A 16,501-nucleotide genomic window follows, 5' to 3' on the forward strand; every position below is an offset into this window, starting at 1 on the left:
CACTCCACCTGCTGACAATTACAGCAGATAAGGATTACAAGCCTCTCGGAAACGTCTCCGAAGTGCTTAAGTGATACTGGGCGCAATCACAGTCGACCTCGCTGTGTACCAACCCTCTCGCAGGCCCACATCATGCAAACCATCACCTTCAGCAAAACCACAGCTCACCTGGCCTTGTCGATGGACCAAGCAACCAATGATCGCGAACCGTTGCTGATTACCAGGCGCGGTGCCGAACCGGTTGTGATGATAGGTCTGACTGACTATGAGTCACTTTTGCGGACAGTCAATTCGCCGTCCTTACCAGACACTCCGCAGCAGTGATTATGCAGATAGGGCTGACGACAACGTCCGCCCGACCCCTCTGACAATCATCCCTACCTCGCGCTCATCAATCGTCAACGGCGGCAGCAACCTGATGGTCTTGCCACGAGTCACGTTGATCAACAAGCCGTGATCCCGCGCGGCGATCAGCGTCAGGTCGCGCACCGGTTGTTTCAGCTCGACACCGATCATCAGGCCCTGTCCACGAATCGCCAGCACATTCGGGTTGTCTGCCAGTTCGGCGCGCAGGCGTTCCAGTAACCGTGCGCCCTGCACCCGCGCATTCTCCAGCAGGCCTTGCTCTTCGATGATGTCCAGCACCGTGCAGCCGACCCGGCAGGCCAGTGGATTACCGCCGAAAGTGCTGCCGTGGCTGCCCGGGGTGAACAGGTCGGCCGCGCGGCCACGGGCCAGGCAGGCGCCGATCGGCACGCCATTGCCGAGGCCTTTGGCCAGGGTCATGACGTCGGGCACGAAGCCTTCGTGTTGACAGGCGAACCACTGCCCGGTGCGGCCGATGCCGGTCTGGATTTCATCGAGCATCAACAACCATGCGTGGCGATTGCACAGGTCGCGCAGGGCCTTGAGATAACCCGGCGGTGCGACTTGTACGCCGCTTTCGCCCTGGATCGGTTCGACCAGAATCGCCACGATGCGCGCGCCGTGTTTGCGCTGTATTTGCTCCAGCGCCGGGAGATCGCCGAACGGCACTTTGACGAAATCCCCCGGCAGTTCGTTGAAGCCCAGGCGCACCGCCGGGCCATCGCTGGCAGACAGCGTGCCGAGGGTGCGGCCATGAAACGCGTTGGCCATGACCACCACCACCGGCTGCTCGATGCCTTTGCGCCAGCCGTACAGACGCGCCAGTTTCAGTGCCGTCTCGTTCGCTTCGGCGCCGGAGTTGTTGAAGAACGCGCGCTCCATCCCCGACAACGCCGTCAGCCGTTTGGCCAGTTGTTGCTGCCAATCGATGCTGTACAGGTTTGAGGTGTGCAGCAGCAATCCCGCTTGCTCGCTGATCGCCGCGACGATGCGCGGATGCGAGTGGCCAACGTTGGTCACTGCCACACCGGCAACAGCGTCCAGATATTCGCGCCCCGCCTGATCCCACAGGCGCGTGCCCAGGCCCTTGATGAAACTCAGGGCCAGTGGTTGGTAGGTGTTCATCAGGGCGGCGGTCATGACGTGAAACTCCATTGCAGGTCGGTGTTTTTGCAGTATGGTTAGCCACCTGGGCTGGATAAACCCGGAAAAACTTCAATCATTTAACAGCCGAGCTTGATAATGGATTTGTTTCAGTCGATGGGCGTCTACGTCAAAGTGGTGGAAACCGGGAGCATGACGGCCGCCGCTGCGAAGTGCGAAATGTCGACGACGATGGTGGGCAATCATCTGCGCGCGCTGGAGCAACGGCTCGGCGTGCAATTGCTGCAACGCACCACGCGCCGCCAGCGCCTCACAGAATTCGGCAGCGTCTATTATCAACGCTGCCTGGAAGTGCTTGGCCTGGTGGCCGACTCCGAACGCCTTGCTGAACAAGCGTCGGACGAGCCGCGCGGCTTGCTGCGTATCACTGCGCCGCTGACCTTCGGCGTCGAACGACTGACCCCGGCCCTCAGCGAATACTCCTTGCTCTATCCGCAAGTGAAGCTCGACGTGGTGCTGACCAACAGCCGCCCGGATCTGCTGGAGAACGGCCTCGATGTTGCGTTTCGGCTGGGCAATTTCGACCAATCCAACCTGATCGCCCGCCCCCTGATCGACTACACCCTGACGGTCTGCGCCTCCCCTGATTACATCGCGCGGCGCGGCATGCCGCAGACGCCACAGGATTTGCAGCAACACGATTGCCTGTCCTTCGCCTACCCGGCTGGGGATGACTGGCAATCGGTGGAAAAACGCTGGCGTCTGAGCGGCCCGGAAGGCGAAGTCCTCGTCGACGTCAGCGGGCCGATGCTGATCAACAGCTCCGCCGGTTTGCATCAGGCGGCGCGCAATGGCATGGGCATCATGATGCTGCCCGACGCACTCGTGGAGCAGGATCTGCGCGACGGCAAACTGATCAGGGTAATGACGGACTACCAACCGCCGAGCAGGCCGATGCATTTGTTGTATGCGCAGGATCGCTATCGGTTGCCGAAGCTGAGACGCTTTGTCGAGTTTGCGATGCGTACTTGGGGGAAACCCGCTGACGCCATGCTCGGAAAATAACGCGCGCCGGGAAAAATCCCGACCACCAGACCGTTGCTCCGTGACAACGCCGCCCCGCTCCCCTAAATTAGTCGGCCTGAAAAAGACCTCGTGCTTTCTCGCCCCAACTCAAGTTAAAAAGTAGTGAAATTTCAATGTCCGATTTCAACACCGCTGAATCCGTAGTCACCCAGTCGTCCAAAGCGGAATACGAAAACTCCATCAATCTTTCACAACACCTGCCCCAAGCCAAAATCGTCAGCGAGATGGTCCTCGACGCGTTCCAGTCGACCCGCGAAAGCGACCAGATCCGCGAATTGCGTGCGGCGATCCGTCAGGCGCATGACAGCTTTGATGACGACAAAGCGTACGAGCTGATGGGCGAACTCAAGCGCCTGAAAGACGCCGAGGCAGCCGACATTGCCGCGCTGGAAGATCTGAGCAGCAAGTTCTCGATCGGGCGCATTCTGTCCAGCTTCAAGGATGATCCGGCGTTTCAGGAAATCGTTTATGGTCTGGCGCTGAAAGTGCTGAATCAGACTCATCAGGCGATCAGCAATCCGAGCGGCGGCAAGAGCAAGGCCGCCAAAAAGAAAGAAGTGGAAATCTTCACCATCAGCAAGGACGGCGCCAGCGTAACCCTGCCGATGCGCACCCCGCGTTCACGTCTGAACGTTGATCGTGAGGCACTGGAATTCCTCGGCTTCACCTTCGTCGGTGAAGGCGATGAAGCCGAGCTGGAGAGCGAAACCTTCATCGATAACGCCGGCACGGAACAGGCGGTGAACCGCAAGAACATCATCACTGCCCTGCAGCAGCAGACCGCGTTTGATGGTTACAGCATCGCGGCGCAGTAATCTGCCAAGCGCTTGCGAAAAAGCCCCGCACTGAGATTCAGGCGGGGCTTTTTGTTGTCCGGCTTGTGATTCGTGAGGAGGCGAAAATCGTCGCCCCTCACCCCAGCCCTCTCCAGAGGGAGAGGGAGCCGACTTGTGTGATTTTCAAACCTGAGTTCGGCCCGGTATTTCAGGTCGGCGTATATCTTGAGAGCCCCTCAGTCAGTCCCCTTTCCCTCCGGAGAGGGTCAGGGTGAGGGCAAACCGCTACCCCCCTCAAGCCGAAGGATGCAACGCCGCAATCATGTCCACTTCAATCGCCGCATTCTTCGGCAACTGATAGACGCCAATGGTCGTGCGCGTATGCCGCCCAGCATCGCCTAGCACATGGCTGAACACGTCCGAAGCGCCGTTGGCCACTTCGCTCAGGTCGACAAAGTCCGCCGTCGACTTCACATACACCGTGACCCGCAACAACGCGCGGATCTTGTCCAGTGAGCCGACCGCGTCGACAATCAGCGCCAGGCAACGCATGGCGCTGATGCTTGCGGCGGCTTGCGCATCCTTGAGGTTCAATTCCAGCCCCACGCGACCGGGATAGAGAATCTTGCCATTGACCCGCGGCACCATGCCGCTGATGTAGAGCTCGTCGTGATGACGGATCAGCGGCGCGTAATTGCCACCGGCGGTGTTCTCGCCATAGATGTCGTAGTTGAGTTCTTCGGCCAGGGCGATAAAGCGCTCATCGCAGGTCATCCGTTCGGTCATTGCGCCCAGCCTTTTGATCAATGCACGGGTTGAGACAGTCAAGCACCGGGGGATGGCTTGGAGCTACTACTGTCAGGGTTGGATCCGAATCTAGGTCTTTTACCGAAGGGCCGCAACCGCAAACTGTGGGAGCGAGCCTGCTCGCGAATGGCAGCACCCCCAACGAGCATATTTCAGTCAACAAAAAACCCCGCACATCTCTCAACGTGCGGGGTTTTTCCTGAAGCTTGCAACCTTACGGCGCGTACGTCAGTAGCAGCTCTGTCGGCACCTTGAAGTCCAGGGACATCATGACGCTCAAGGCAGTGATGGTGAAGATCGAGAACACGAACAGCTTGCGTGCCCAGACGGTGTCATCGACTGCCTTGTAGCCGGTCCAGGCCATGTACAGCCAGTACATGCCCATGGCGGCGGCGACGGCGAGGTAGCTCATGCCGGCGTAGCCGCTGAAGGTCAGCATCAAGGTCGCCACGAGGAACGCCAGGATGTAGAGCAGGATGTGCTTCTTCGCCACTTGAATGCCGCGTTTCACTGGCAGCACCGGAATCGATGCGGCCAGGTAATCATTGAAACGGAAAATCGCGATGGCGTAGGAATGCGGCATCTGCCACAGGCTGAACATCACCAGCAGGGTCAGTGCGGCCATGTCGAAGCTGTTGGTCACGGCAACGTAACCAATCACTGGCGGCATGGCGCCCGACAGACTGCCCACCAGCGTGCCGTGAACCGACTTGCGCTTGAGGTACAGGCTGTAGAAGCCGACGTAGATGATGAAGCCGATTACCGCGAACAAGGCAGCCAACGGGTTGGCCACCTTGTACAACAAGGCAACGCCGAGAACACCCAGAATGGTCGCGTAAACCAGGGCCAGTTTCAGGGAGATGAGGCCCTGGACCAGCACACGATTCTTGGTGCGTTCCATCTTCAGGTCGATGTCGCGGTCGATGCAGTTGTTGAACACGCAACCGGAGGCCACGACCAGGGAAGTACCGATCATGGCGGCCAGAAACACCGCCAGATCGACATGCCCTTTCGAGGCCAGGAAGAACCCGCCTGCCACAGAAAGCACGTTACCGAAAATGATCCCCGGTTTGGTGATTTGGATAAAGTGCTTGAGCGACATCGGGTCTACCTCACTTCGCCATCATGTACGTGTGGATGCTGAACATGATCCACAGCGACAGGCCAACCAGCAGCACGATCACGATCGCCGTAAAGACGAATGCGATCACGTTGTTACGCTGTGCAATGGAACGGTCCAGGTGCAGGAAGTAATACAGGTGAACGATCACCTGGATCACTGCGAACAGCAGAACGATTGCCAGCGTCGTCGACTTCGGCAGGGTCGGGTACATCACCAGACCGAACGGAATGACGGTCAGGATTACCGACAGGATGAAGCCGATGGCGTACGACTTGACGCTGCCGTGGCCAGCATCGTGGCTGTCATGGGAGTGTGCATTAGCCATTACAGAGTCCCCATCAGGTAAACAACGGTGAAGACGCAAATCCAGACCACGTCCAGGAAGTGCCAGAACAGGCTCAGGCAGCTCAGACGGGTCTTGTTGGTCGACGTCAGGCCATGCTTGTTGACCTGATACATCATGATGCCCATCCAGATCAGACCGGCCGAAACGTGCAGACCGTGGGTACCGACCAGGGTGAAGAACGCCGACAGGAAGCCCGAACGGCTAGGACCGAAGCCCTCGGAGATCAGCAGGTGGAACTCGTTGATCTCCATGGCGATGAAGCCCGCGCCGAGCAGGAAGGTCATGAACAACCAGCCCAGGACCGCCTGCTTCTTGCCCTTGTACAACGCCAGCATGGCGAAGCCGTAGGTGATCGAACTGAACAACAGCAGAGCGGTTTCGCCCAGCACGTATGGCAGTTCGAAGATGTCGTGGCCCGACGGGCCACCGGCAACGTTGTTTACCAGTACTGCGTACACCGCGAAGATCGACGCAAACAGAATGCAGTCGGTCATCAGGTAGAGCCAGAAACCGTATACGGTCATCTCGCCCGAGTCGTGGTGATGGTCATCGTGCCCATGGTCACCATGGGCGTGTCCAACATTGGTCACTAAGTTCGACATGGTTTAAGCCTGTTCCAACGAGGTTTCAACACGGGTGGCATTGGCCGGGATTTTCCCTGCCGCGACCAGACGCTTGTGCTGCTCGGCTTCGATACGCTCGATCGTTTCAACCGGAACCATATAGCCCTGGTCGTCACGTGCAGCGTGGATCACGAAGTAAACGACGGTGCCCACCAGGCTCGCGATCGCCAGCCACCAGATGTGCCAGATCATCGCGAAACCGAAGACGGTCAACAGCGCGCCCATCACCACGCCAGTGGCGGTGTTGTTCGGCATGTGGATCGGCTCGTACTTGGCCGGACGCTGGTACGCAGTACCGTTTTCCTTGGCTTCGGTGAACGGGTCGATGCAGTCAGCCTTAGGCAGCACAGCGAAGTTGTAGAACGGTGGTGGCGACGAGGTCGACCATTCCAGGGTGTGTGCATTCCACGGGTCACCGTGATCGCAAACGTTCTCTGGCTTGTTGCGGTCACGCACACTGACGTACAGCTGGATCAGTTGGCAGGCGATACCGGCAGCAATCATCACCGCACCGAACATGGCAACGTACAGGTACGGTACCCACTCAGGGTTGGTGGTGGCGTTCAGACGACGGGTCATGCCCATGAAGCCCAGTGCATAGAGCGGCATGAACGCGACGAAGAAGCCCGAGATCCAGAACCAGAACGCTGCTTTACCCCAGCCTTCGTGCAGCTTGAAGCCGAACGCTTTCGGGAAGTAGAACGCGAAGCCAGCGATGTAACCGAATACCGCACCGCCGATGATCACGTTGTGGAAGTGCGCGATCACGAACAGGCTGTTGTGCAGCACGAAGTCAGCACCCGGGATGGCCAGCAGTACGCCGGTCATGCCGCCGATGGCGAAGGTCACCATGAAGCCCAGCGTCCACATTACCTGGCTGGTGAAGCGCAGACGGCCCTGGTAAATGGTGAACAGCCAGTTGAACAGCTTCACACCCGTCGGGATGGAAATCAGCATCGTCGCCAGACCGAAGAAGGCGTTGACGCTTGCACCCGAACCCATGGTGAAGAAGTGGTGCAGCCAGACCATGAAGCCCAGTACCGAGATCGCGCCCGAGGCGTAGATCATCGAGTGGTGGCCGAACAGTTTCTTGCCGGTGAACGCCGAGATCACTTCCGAGAAGATGCCGAAGGCCGGCAGGATCAGGATGTAAACCTCAGGGTGGCCCCACGCCCAGAACAGGTTGACGTACATCATCGGATTGCCACCAAGTTCATTGGTGAAAATGTGGAAATCCATGTAACGGTCAAGGGTCAGCAGTGCCAGGGTAGCGGTCAGGATCGGGAACGAAGCCACGATCAGAACGTTTGCCCAGGTGCAGGTCCAGGTGAAGATCGGCATGTCCATCAGTTTCATGCCAGGGGTACGCATTTTCAGTACGGTCGCGAGGAAGTTGACCCCGGTTAACGTCGTACCCAGTCCGGATAGCTGTAGCGCCCAGATGTAGTAATCCATACCCACGCCAGGACTGTATTGCAGACCCGACAGCGGCGGATACGCAACCCAACCGGTCTTGGCGAATTCACCGATACCGAGCGACAGGTTGATCAGCACAACGCCGGACACCAGCAGCCAGAAGCTCAGGGAGTTCAGGAACGGGAACGCAACGTCACGCGCACCGATCTGCAGCGGCACTGCAAGGTTCATCAGGCCGGTGAAGAATGGCATCGCCATGAAGATGATCATGATCACACCGTGAGCGGTGAAGATCTGGTCATAGTGTTCAGGTGGCAGGTAGCCAGGCGAACCCTCGGTGGCCATGGCCAGCTGGGTACGCATCATGATCGCATCGGCAAAGCCGCGCAGCAGCATGACCATGGCGACGATGATGTACATCACGCCGATTTTCTTGTGGTCGACCGAAGTCAGCCACTCGGTCCACAGGTACGTCCACTTCTTGAAGTAAGTGATCGCAGCGAACAGTGCCAGACCACCGAGGGCGATCATGGCGATGGTCACCATCACGATCGGCTCGTGGAATGGGACTGCTTCCCAACTTAATTTACCAAACATCGTTTACTCCTCTGCCCCGGCAGCTGAATGCGAACCCGCGTCAATATCCGTGGCCGCCACTTCTTTCTCTTTCTTCTCGTGCTTCAGCGGCTTGCCCGGCTTCATACCTTCGTACTTGTCGACGATGATCTGGAACTGGTTCGGCGTGACCGACGAGTAGAGTTCGACTGGGTTGTTCTGGCTCGGTTTGGCCAGGGCCGCGTATTCAGCCTGATCAAGCTGTTTAGGCGACTTCTTGACTTCACTTACCCAGGCGTCGAAATCTTCCTGAGTGGTGGAGATAGCCTTGAATTTCATACCGGTGAAACCGGCGCCGCTGTAGTTGGCGGAGATACCGTCCATTTCAGCGTTGCGGTCAGCGATCAGGTGCAGCTTGGTCTGCATGCCCGCCATCGCGTAGATCTGGCCGCCCAGGCCCGGGATGAAGAACGAGTTCATCACGGCGTCGGAGGTGATCTTGAAGTTGATTGGCGTGTGCGCCGGGAACACGATCTTGTTGACCGTGGCAATGCCTTGTTCCGGGTAGATGAACAGCCACTTCCAGTCCAGCGCGACGACTTCGATGGTCACCGGCTTGACGTCAGACTCGATCGGACGATACGGGTCCAGCTCGTGCGTCGAGATGTAAGTGATGTAGCCCAGGGCGATGATGATCAGCACCGGGATGGTCCATACGGCCACTTCGATCTTGGTCGAGTGCGACCACTTCGGCGTGTAGACGGCGTTCTTGTTCGAAGCGCGGTACTTCCAGGCAAACAGGAAGGTCATGACGATGACCGGCACGACGACCAACAGCATCAGCAGCGTGGCGGTGATGATCAGGTTGCGCTGTTCCAGGCCGACCTGGCCCGTTGGATTGAGCAAGGTCATGTTGCAGCCTCCCAGCAACAACGTGCCGAGCAGCGGCACTAGGCCTAGTAATCTGGGGTACCTGTTTTTACTCATCTCACGACCTCTAAAGCAGCTTGCGCAATGCAGTTGGGTTTTGATCGCCAACACTTCACCCTGCCAAGGGTTGGCATTTTCTTTGGATTGAATAAGGGCCGCCCGTCGCGCGTCACACGCTCGACAAAACCTTGGGACAGCGTTCAGTTCTTATTCGAATTCGTGGTCAAAGGCCTTGTTACAGACCAATTCCATTTGGTGCGGAAAATTGGAAAGGCACCGACACCAGGGTGTCTTGAAAACCTCACGGCTCGCTCGACACCCGACCTCCTGATCAGTTCCTTGATAAAGGCTGAACAGCGCCGGGAATTCAGTGCGGGCGATTGTAGATAGGTAGCGCCCTATACACCATGTCTTATCCCGAAATAATTTTTATCACTCAGAGCAACAATCCATCGCCATTTTTGCAAAAGTTGCGCAAGTTATCGAAAGCGTTTCTCAATAAAAGCGGCAAAATCTGCCAGCGTAACCGCCTCAAATCAGACAGCTCTGCACCCGACCTACAAACGCTGGAGCGGCGCAAAGCCCGATGTTCCAAGGGCTTCATCCATCTGCCGGCGCCTGTTAAAACTGCCTGCTCTGGTACGTCCGTGCTCAAGCCCTAAAACGCTAAAACTGGCCAATGTTTTTATGTAACAGGCGGCCAATCCGCCGCATCCCGAGTCCCTGCGACAGCCCCTGTGTGACAACATGTCGCACATTTGCCGCACGCTTCATTGCCGTTCGTCACGGTGTTTTCACAAACGCTCTGAAATGCAAAACGCCCCGATTTTCATCAGCGAAAATCGGGGCGTTTTGTTTATCGGCAGCTCTGCCGAGAAGTTGACTCAGCGCAGCGCTTTTCGATTACGCGAGGTCAACAGCGGCACCAGAATCACCACCAGCACGAACGCCACCAGCGCCCATTGCGCCAGCGACAGACCGAGGATCGGCGGATACGGCGTCGAGCAGAAACCGTCAACCTGGAAGCCCAGCGGGAAGATCTTTGCCAGCGGCAGATCGTCGACAATGGGCTGCAGCACATCGACGCCACAACTTACCGCCGGATAGAACTGCGTATAGACGTGATGCCCGGCCACCGCGACCCCGGCCAGCGCACAGATCACCACCAGCGTCTCGAACACGGTGATGCTGCGACGGCTGCGCATGCCCGCGCCGATGAAGGCGAACAGCGCAATCAGCAACAACGCATAGCGCTGCAGAATGCAGAGCGGGCACGGTGCCTCACCCAACACGACCTGCATGTACAACGCACCGCCGATCAACGCCAGGCAGATGATCCCCAGCAGCACCAGATAGCGCCGCTCACGTCCCAACCGCATCGTTTCCTCGCTCATTGCCTTTCCCTTGTAAGTCCATGGTCCAGCCGGCCGGCGGCTGGAATTGTCGCAAGTCTACACCGGGGCAATAAACGATAGAGCGGTTAAGGAATGATTAACCAACATGGTTTTGCGGCGCGCAGAAAATTCGCGATCAGGCTCGCTCCCACAATGGATCTGCGTCGGGCGCAAATCCTGTGGGAGCGAGCCTGCTCGCGAACGAGACAACTCGGTTTCAGATCACTCCAGAGCAGAAGCCGGCCCGAAGAACTCGTAGCGGCTCTGTTTCTCCGGCACGCCCAAGGCTTTCAGGTGCCGCTTGATCGCGCCCATGAATCCTTTAGGGCCAAGGAAATACGCATCGACATCACGCTGCGCCGGCAGCCACTCGCCCAGCAATTCCTCGCTGAGCATACCGACCCTGTCCGCCGCCGGGCTCACGCCGTCTTCTTCGGCGTAGCAATAGAAGCGCTTGAGTTGCGGATGACGCGCCGCCAGCCCATCGACCCAGTCACGGAACGCGTGGACGCTGCCATTGCGCGCGCAGTGGATAAAGTGCACCGGACGTTCGGTGGCCAGCGCGGCTTCCAGCATCGCCAGCGTCGGAGTGATGCCGACGCCGCCGCTGATCAGCACCAGCGGCTTGTCGCTGGCCGCCAGGGTGAATTCGCCCGACGGCGGGAACAATTGGATGCTCGAGCCGACGTGCAGCTCATCGTGCAGATAGTTCGACGCGCGGCCATTCGGTTCACGCTTGACGCTGATGCGGTATTGGCCGTTATTGGCCAGGGCCGACAGCGAATAGTTGCGACGGATTTCTTCGCCGTTGAGGATCAGTTTCATGCCGATGTACTGACCCGGTTCGGCCGCAAGAATCGGCCCTTTGTCTGCCGGTTCGAAGTAGAACGAGGTGATTTCCGCGCTCTCTTGCACTTTCGCCGCGACGATGAATTCCCGCGCACCGCGCCAGCCGCCGACGGCGTGTTCCTTCTGGTCGTAGATCGCGGCTTCCGCGCCGATCAGGATGTCGGCCAGTTGCCCGTACGCAGCGCCCCAGGCACTCATCACTTCAGGCGTGGCGATCTCGTCGCCGAGCACTTCGGAAATGGCGCGCAGCAAGCAAGTGCCGACGATCGGGTAATGCTCCGGCAGAATCTGCAGGGCAACGTGCTTGTTGATGATCTTCGCCACCAGGTCGCCCAACTGGTCGAGCTGATCGATGTGCCGGGCATACATCAGCACGCCGTTGGCCAAGGCACGGGGCTGATCGCCACTGGCCTGGTGCGCCTGATTGAACAGCGGGCGTACTTCTGGGTATTCGGAGAGCATCATGCGGTAGAAATGCGTGATCAAGGCCTCGCCGCCGCTTTCCAGCAGAGGCACGGTGGATTTGACGATGGCACGATCCTGGACGCTAAGCATAAGGGTTACTCCTGCGCTTTCTTGAAAGATTGCCTTAGGGATATCAGCTTTCATGCCAACTAATTAATCCTTTGAATTCAACTGGTTGAAATTTGCATAGTCATTTCGACACAGATGAACGTATAGTCATCTCGACTACACCTTGTCTCTTTGACTACAAAAAACCATGACCGCCAAATCCCTGCTTACCGCTCTGCTGCCCCTGGTCGCCGACCTGTCCCGCGAACTGCCCGAAGGCGAGCGCTACCGGCGCCTGCTCGAAGCCATGCGCGCCTTGTTGCCCTGCGATGCCGCCGCGTTGTTGCGTCTGGATGGCGAGTCACTGGTGCCGCTGGCGGTGGATGGCTTGAGTACCGATACCCTCGGCCGGCGCTTCAAAGTCAGCGAACACCCGCGCTTTGAAATATTGCTCGCAGGCACCGGGCCGACGCGCTTCGCCGCCGACAGCGACCTGCCCGATCCCTATGACGGTTTGGTCGATGGCCTCGACGATCACCTCGAAGTACACGACTGCCTCGGCTGTCCTTTATTCGTCGATGAAAAACTCTGGGGCCTGATCACCCTCGATGCGCTCGATCCCGAGCGTTTTGAACCGATCGAACTTGACGCCCTACAAGCCTTCGCCAGCCTCGCCTCGGCCACGGTCAACGCCGCCGAACGCATCGAACGTCTGGCCACCCGCGCCGAAGATGAACATCAACGCGCCGAGGTTTACCGCCAGGCCAGCGGCCAGCAGCACCGCGAAATGATCGGCCAGAGCAAAGCGCATAAACGTCTGGTGGAAGAAATCAATCTGGTCGGCGGCAGCGATCTCACCGTACTGATCACCGGCGAAACCGGTGTCGGCAAAGAGCTGGTGGCCCAGGCCATCCACGCCGCCTCCCCGCGCGCCGACAAACCGATCATCAGCCTCAACTGCGCTGCCCTGCCCGACACGCTGGTGGAAAGCGAACTGTTCGGCCACGTGCGCGGCGCCTTCACTGGCGCCACCAGCGACCGTCGCGGCAAGTTCGAACTGGCCAATGGCGGCACGCTGTTTCTCGATGAAGTCGGCGAGCTGTCGCTGACGGTCCAGGCAAAGTTGCTGCGTGTATTGCAGAGCGGGCAGTTGCAGCGCCTGGGCTCGGACAAGGAGCATCAGGTCGATGTGCGCCTGATTGCGGCGACCAATCGCGATCTGGCCGAAGAAGTGCGCAGCGGTCGCTATCGTGCCGACTTCTACCACCGTTTGAGCGTGTATCCGCTGCGGGTGCCGGCGCTGCGCGATCGTGGGCGTGATGTGTTGCTGCTCAGTGGCTTCTTTCTCGAGCAGAACCGCTCGCGCATGGGCCTCAATAGCCTGCGTTTGAACAGTGATGCACAGGAGGCGCTGCTCGCTTACACCTGGCCGGGCAATGTCCGTGAGCTGGAGCATTTGATCGGTCGCAGTGCGCTGAAGGCGCTAGGTAATTGCAAGGTGCGGCCGAAGATTCTGAGCCTGAGTGCGGCGGATCTGGATTTGCCCCGCGAGGTTGTGGATAACGTGGCTGCGCCTGCCAATGCAGACTTGGCGAATGTGATGCCGATGATCGGTGGTGACTTGCGCACCGCCACCGACGAGTTTCAGCGGCGGTTGATCAGCGCAGCGCTGGAGCGTCATCAGAATAACTGGGCGAGTGCGGCGCGGGAGTTGGGGGTGGATCGAGCGAATCTTGGCCGGATGGCGAAGCGACTGGGGATGAAAAGCTGAAGCGCCAATAGCCTAAAGCCCACCCCATTCACGCCGATAACCCGGCATCAAAGGTTTCTGGCGATTTCCACTCTCGCCCATTTACAGAAGGTTCTTATGTCCTCCACCAAAGCCCGCGCAGATTCACTTTCGCTTCTGCTGTTTACCTTGCGCAGCGGCAAGCTGATGGCGATCAACCTGCTGAAAGTCAGTGAAATCATCCCCTGCCCGCCGCTGACCAAGCTGCCGGAGTCGCACCCGCACGTCAAAGGCATCGCCTCGCTGCGCGGTGCATCGCTGTCGGTGATCGACCTCAGCCGCGCGATCGGCGAGCGGCCGCTGGAAGATCCCAACGGTGGCTGCCTGATCGTTACCGATGTCAGCCGTTCCAAGCAGGGTCTGCACGTGCAGGCGGTGAGCAAGATCGTCCATTGCCTGACCACCGACATCAAGCCGCCACCGTTCGGCTCCGGCGGCTCGCGCGCCTACATCACCGGCGTGACCTCGGTGGACGGCACATTGGTGCAGGTGCTGGATATCGAAAAAGTCATCCACAGCATCGCCCCGGCGCAGATCGAAATGGCGCCGACCGACCTGACCATGGAAGACGCCGAAGTGCTCGGCAACGCGCGCATTCTGGTGGTCGACGACAGCCAGGTTGCCCTGCAGCAATCGGTGCACACCCTGCGCAACCTCGGCCTGCAATGCCACACCGCGCGCAGTGCCAAGGAAGCCATCGACTGCCTGCTCGACCTGCAGGGCACGGCGCAGCAGATCAATCTGATCGTCTCCGACATCGAAATGTCCGAGATGGACGGCTACGCCTTCACCCGCACGCTGCGCGAAACCCCGGATTTCGCTCACTTGTACGTCTTGCTGCACACCTCCCTCGACAGCGCGATGAACAGTGAAAAGGCCCGACTGGCCGGTGCCAACGCGGTGCTGACCAAGTTCTCCTCGCCGGAACTGACCCAACGCCTGATCGAAGCCGCCAAGCACGTCGCGGCCAACGGGCACTGAGTCTTGGCCGAAGCGTTTTGCTTTCTGCTGCGCCGCGATTTGAGTGAAGCGGTGCCGGATGCGCAGTGGCCTGCCGGGATTGAGTGGTCCGCCTACCGCGAGGAACTGGCGCCGGCAGTGCATCAGTTGATGCAGCTCGGACAGCTGGAAGGTGGCGGCCGAGTGCCGCCGCTCGAGGAATGGCAGCAGCGGTTTGTCAGCGATCCCGAATACGATCCCTCGTTGTGTTTCGTTGCCTGCGATGCCGGTGGCGTGGTCGGCGTGGCGCAATGCTGGACCAGTGCCTATATCAAGAATCTGGTGGTGCACCCGCGACTGCAGGGCCTGGGGCTTGGGCGGGCGTTGTTGCTGCATGCCTTCAGCGTCTTTCAACAGCGGCGCGAGGGGTTTGTCGATTTGCGGGTTCTGGAGGACAACCTGCGGGCGCGGCGGTTGTATGAGAGTGTCGGGATGGACTTGGTTCGGCGGGAGTTGGTCGCCGACTGATCCTCCGTTATCGCGAGCAGGCTCACTCCTACATTTTGGAACGCATTTCAATGGTAGGAGTGAGCCTGCTCGCGATGGCGCCGGCACAGGCAACTTCCATCCTTCAGGCATACTCCAAGCTTGGCCATAACCAAGGATGCCCCAACCATGAAAGCCATCACCCTGGCCCTGCTCACCCTCTCCGCCCTCGCCTCCCAGGCCCACGCCTCCAGCCCCGACGCCTGGGCCGCCTACGACAAGACCGTGCTCGCCAGTTGCACCAAGGCCAGCGGTCTGAAAAACGTCAAACCGGTCGGCACGCCCGCGCAATTCGATGACCGCGTCGGCTACACAGCCGTTCTGCTGCAAGGCCAATACCCGCAAAAACACATGAATGGCCAACAAGGCAGCGAGCTGTGCCTGTACAACAAACAGTCGAAAACCGCGTACGTCACCGAGTGGGATTCGATTCGTCCGGTCGCCAAATCCCAGTGAGTGGCGCAGTCCTTGCTTCGATCCGGTTCTGTGCGATGGTTTTCCGCCGTCGTCTCACGTCCTGATTGAAGAAAGATCGCTCAATGAATACGAGGTTTTCCTGCGTAGGTTGCGGCAAGTGCTGCACCGACCATCATGTCCCGTTGACGCTGGCCGAAGCCCGTATGTGGGCGGCGGATGGCGGTCAGGTAATCGTGCTGGTCGAGGCTTTTCTCGGCAATGGTCTGGGCCTGCCGGCGCAGCAGCGCGAACATGCCGAGCGCCGTTCCGCGGTAGTCCGCAGTGGCACTGCCGATGCTCATGTGGCGATCACCTTTGCCGCGTACAACGTCGGCCCCTGCCGGAATCTTGACGAGGATCAGCGCTGCCGGATCTATGAGCGGCGCCCGCTGGTGTGCCGGATTTATCCGGCGGAGATCAACCCGCATATCCCGCTCAATCCGGCCGCCAAGGATTGCCCGCCGGAGTCCTGGGAACAGGGGCCGGAGCTGATTGTGGGCGGCGAGTTGGTTGATCGGGAACTCGTTGAGCTGATCCAGCGCTCGCGTCAGGCGGATCGGGATGACATCAGACTCAAGGATGTGATCTGCGCAACGCTGGGGATACGCACCACGGCGCTCAAGGGCGACGGGTTTACAGCGTACTTGCCGAACATGGATGCGTTTGCAGCGGTGATCGACCAGGTGAGCGCGCAACCGCTGGCGGCGCGAACCAGTGAATGGCTGTTTCATTTGTCCGGCGATGATGTCGCCGGGCAAGTGCTGGCAGCCGGGGGGCAGGTGGTGACGGAACCGGCGCAGACATATGCGTTCATTTCATTGCGCGCGGCTTGATCTGATATTTGTGCTGTAGCGGATGTCGCTTTCGCGAGCGGGCTCGCTCC

At 59.2% G+C, this 16,501-nt stretch carries 17 protein-coding genes; 8 read left to right on the forward strand and 9 right to left on the reverse strand.

Annotation, left to right across the window (positions count from 1 at the left end; genetic code table 11):
* Positions 1-132: 132 nt before the first annotated feature.
* Positions 133-324, forward strand: a complete 192-nt coding sequence (locus ACZ0AZ_RS03660; RefSeq protein ID WP_129997634.1) for a type II toxin-antitoxin system Phd/YefM family antitoxin — start codon at positions 133-135, stop codon at positions 322-324.
* Here ACZ0AZ_RS03660 and ACZ0AZ_RS03665 read toward each other — a convergent pair whose 3' ends face one another.
* Positions 325-1,506 (reverse strand): acetylornithine/succinylornithine family transaminase, encoded by a 1,182-nt coding sequence (locus tag ACZ0AZ_RS03665; RefSeq protein WP_463538723.1) that lies wholly within the window; start codon positions 1,504-1,506, stop codon positions 325-327. It abuts the gene before it with no gap.
* Positions 1,507-1,608: 102 nt separating this feature from the next.
* On the opposite strand from ACZ0AZ_RS03665, the gene ACZ0AZ_RS03670 reads away from it, so the two are divergent.
* Complete coding sequence (locus ACZ0AZ_RS03670) at positions 1,609-2,535, forward strand: LysR family transcriptional regulator (RefSeq protein ID WP_463538724.1); 927 nt, start codon at positions 1,609-1,611, stop codon at positions 2,533-2,535.
* 134 nt (positions 2,536-2,669) lie between these two features.
* Positions 2,670-3,371 carry a hypothetical protein gene (locus ACZ0AZ_RS03675; protein ID WP_129997637.1) on the forward strand — a complete coding sequence of 234 codons (702 nt, stop codon included), beginning with the start codon at positions 2,670-2,672 and terminating at the stop codon, positions 3,369-3,371.
* A gap of 255 nt (positions 3,372-3,626) precedes the next feature.
* Here ACZ0AZ_RS03675 and ACZ0AZ_RS03680 read toward each other — a convergent pair whose 3' ends face one another.
* The 8 genes from ACZ0AZ_RS03680 to hmpA all read right to left on the reverse strand — a co-directional run bounded on the left by ACZ0AZ_RS03680 (position 3,627) and on the right by hmpA (position 11,930).
* On the reverse strand, positions 3,627-4,118 hold the full coding sequence (locus ACZ0AZ_RS03680) for a RidA family protein (RefSeq protein ID WP_016773306.1): 492 nt from the start codon (positions 4,116-4,118) through the stop codon (positions 3,627-3,629).
* Positions 4,119-4,353: 235 nt separating this feature from the next.
* Positions 4,354-5,241, reverse strand: coding sequence for a heme o synthase (gene cyoE / locus ACZ0AZ_RS03685; RefSeq protein ID WP_016773305.1), 888 nt, complete (start codon positions 5,239-5,241; stop codon positions 4,354-4,356).
* A gap of 10 nt (positions 5,242-5,251) precedes the next feature.
* The gene (gene cyoD / locus ACZ0AZ_RS03690) at positions 5,252-5,587 is read right to left on the reverse strand and encodes a cytochrome o ubiquinol oxidase subunit IV (RefSeq protein ID WP_011335842.1); all 336 of its coding nucleotides are present in this window, start codon (positions 5,585-5,587) and stop codon (positions 5,252-5,254) included.
* A complete protein-coding gene (cyoC, locus tag ACZ0AZ_RS03695) occupies positions 5,587-6,210 on the reverse strand; it encodes a cytochrome o ubiquinol oxidase subunit III (RefSeq protein WP_016773303.1) in 624 nt (207 codons plus the stop codon). The genes cyoD and cyoC overlap by 1 nt, the downstream gene beginning before the upstream one ends.
* Positions 6,211-6,213: 3 nt before the next feature.
* Entirely contained in the window at positions 6,214-8,244 is a 2,031-nt protein-coding gene (cyoB, locus tag ACZ0AZ_RS03700) for a cytochrome o ubiquinol oxidase subunit I (protein ID WP_039761405.1), read from the reverse strand.
* A gap of 3 nt (positions 8,245-8,247) precedes the next feature.
* On the reverse strand, positions 8,248-9,189 hold the full coding sequence (cyoA, locus tag ACZ0AZ_RS03705; protein WP_024014231.1) for a ubiquinol oxidase subunit II: 942 nt from the start codon (positions 9,187-9,189) through the stop codon (positions 8,248-8,250).
* A gap of 827 nt (positions 9,190-10,016) precedes the next feature.
* Positions 10,017-10,526, reverse strand: coding sequence for a disulfide bond formation protein B (locus ACZ0AZ_RS03710; RefSeq protein WP_039761404.1), 510 nt, complete (start codon positions 10,524-10,526; stop codon positions 10,017-10,019).
* 222 nt (positions 10,527-10,748) lie between these two features.
* On the reverse strand, positions 10,749-11,930 hold the full coding sequence (gene hmpA, locus ACZ0AZ_RS03715) for an NO-inducible flavohemoprotein (RefSeq protein ID WP_463538725.1): 1,182 nt from the start codon (positions 11,928-11,930) through the stop codon (positions 10,749-10,751).
* 166 nt (positions 11,931-12,096) lie between these two features.
* Here hmpA and norR point away from each other — a divergent pair, with 166 nt between their 5' ends.
* From norR to ACZ0AZ_RS03740, 5 genes are all read left to right on the forward strand, one after another.
* On the forward strand, positions 12,097-13,659 hold the full coding sequence (gene norR, locus ACZ0AZ_RS03720; RefSeq protein WP_415761546.1) for a nitric oxide reductase transcriptional regulator NorR: 1,563 nt from the start codon (positions 12,097-12,099) through the stop codon (positions 13,657-13,659).
* Between the two features lie 96 nt (positions 13,660-13,755).
* Positions 13,756-14,658, forward strand: coding sequence for a chemotaxis protein CheV (locus ACZ0AZ_RS03725; RefSeq protein ID WP_016773296.1), 903 nt, complete (start codon positions 13,756-13,758; stop codon positions 14,656-14,658).
* A 3-nt stretch (positions 14,659-14,661) separates the two neighbouring features.
* Positions 14,662-15,144: a GNAT family N-acetyltransferase gene (locus ACZ0AZ_RS03730; RefSeq protein ID WP_463538726.1), complete on the forward strand. Its 483-nt coding sequence runs from the start codon at positions 14,662-14,664 to the stop codon at positions 15,142-15,144.
* A 147-nt stretch (positions 15,145-15,291) separates the two neighbouring features.
* On the forward strand, positions 15,292-15,618 hold the full coding sequence (locus ACZ0AZ_RS03735; protein ID WP_463538727.1) for a hypothetical protein: 327 nt from the start codon (positions 15,292-15,294) through the stop codon (positions 15,616-15,618).
* Between the two features lie 83 nt (positions 15,619-15,701).
* Positions 15,702-16,451 carry a YkgJ family cysteine cluster protein gene (locus tag ACZ0AZ_RS03740; RefSeq protein WP_129997643.1) on the forward strand — a complete coding sequence of 250 codons (750 nt, stop codon included), beginning with the start codon at positions 15,702-15,704 and terminating at the stop codon, positions 16,449-16,451.
* Positions 16,452-16,501 lie beyond the last annotated feature (50 nt).

This window comes from Pseudomonas sp. AC239, from assembly GCF_979258545.1.

What these genes read in the sequence shown, in the direction of transcription:
- ACZ0AZ_RS03660 (WP_129997634.1), top strand. Translation starts at nt 133, where the DNA reads ATGCAAACCATCACCTTCAGCAAAACCACAGCTCACCTGGCCTTGTCG.
- ACZ0AZ_RS03665 (WP_463538723.1), bottom strand. Translation starts at nt 1,506, where the DNA reads ATGACCGCCGCCCTGATGAACACCTACCAACCACTGGCCCTGAGTTTC.
- ACZ0AZ_RS03670 (WP_463538724.1), top strand. Translation starts at nt 1,609, where the DNA reads ATGGATTTGTTTCAGTCGATGGGCGTCTACGTCAAAGTGGTGGAAACC.
- ACZ0AZ_RS03675 (WP_129997637.1), top strand. Translation starts at nt 2,670, where the DNA reads ATGTCCGATTTCAACACCGCTGAATCCGTAGTCACCCAGTCGTCCAAA.
- ACZ0AZ_RS03680 (WP_016773306.1), bottom strand. Translation starts at nt 4,118, where the DNA reads ATGACCGAACGGATGACCTGCGATGAGCGCTTTATCGCCCTGGCCGAA.
- cyoE (WP_016773305.1), bottom strand. Translation starts at nt 5,241, where the DNA reads ATGTCGCTCAAGCACTTTATCCAAATCACCAAACCGGGGATCATTTTC.
- cyoD (WP_011335842.1), bottom strand. Translation starts at nt 5,587, where the DNA reads ATGGCTAATGCACACTCCCATGACAGCCACGATGCTGGCCACGGCAGC.
- cyoC (WP_016773303.1), bottom strand. Translation starts at nt 6,210, where the DNA reads ATGTCGAACTTAGTGACCAATGTTGGACACGCCCATGGTGACCATGGG.
- cyoB (WP_039761405.1), bottom strand. Translation starts at nt 8,244, where the DNA reads ATGTTTGGTAAATTAAGTTGGGAAGCAGTCCCATTCCACGAGCCGATC.
- cyoA (WP_024014231.1), bottom strand. Translation starts at nt 9,189, where the DNA reads ATGAGTAAAAACAGGTACCCCAGATTACTAGGCCTAGTGCCGCTGCTC.
- ACZ0AZ_RS03710 (WP_039761404.1), bottom strand. Translation starts at nt 10,526, where the DNA reads ATGAGCGAGGAAACGATGCGGTTGGGACGTGAGCGGCGCTATCTGGTG.
- hmpA (WP_463538725.1), bottom strand. Translation starts at nt 11,930, where the DNA reads ATGCTTAGCGTCCAGGATCGTGCCATCGTCAAATCCACCGTGCCTCTG.
- norR (WP_415761546.1), top strand. Translation starts at nt 12,097, where the DNA reads ATGACCGCCAAATCCCTGCTTACCGCTCTGCTGCCCCTGGTCGCCGAC.
- ACZ0AZ_RS03725 (WP_016773296.1), top strand. Translation starts at nt 13,756, where the DNA reads ATGTCCTCCACCAAAGCCCGCGCAGATTCACTTTCGCTTCTGCTGTTT.
- ACZ0AZ_RS03735 (WP_463538727.1), top strand. Translation starts at nt 15,292, where the DNA reads ATGAAAGCCATCACCCTGGCCCTGCTCACCCTCTCCGCCCTCGCCTCC.
- ACZ0AZ_RS03740 (WP_129997643.1), top strand. Translation starts at nt 15,702, where the DNA reads ATGAATACGAGGTTTTCCTGCGTAGGTTGCGGCAAGTGCTGCACCGAC.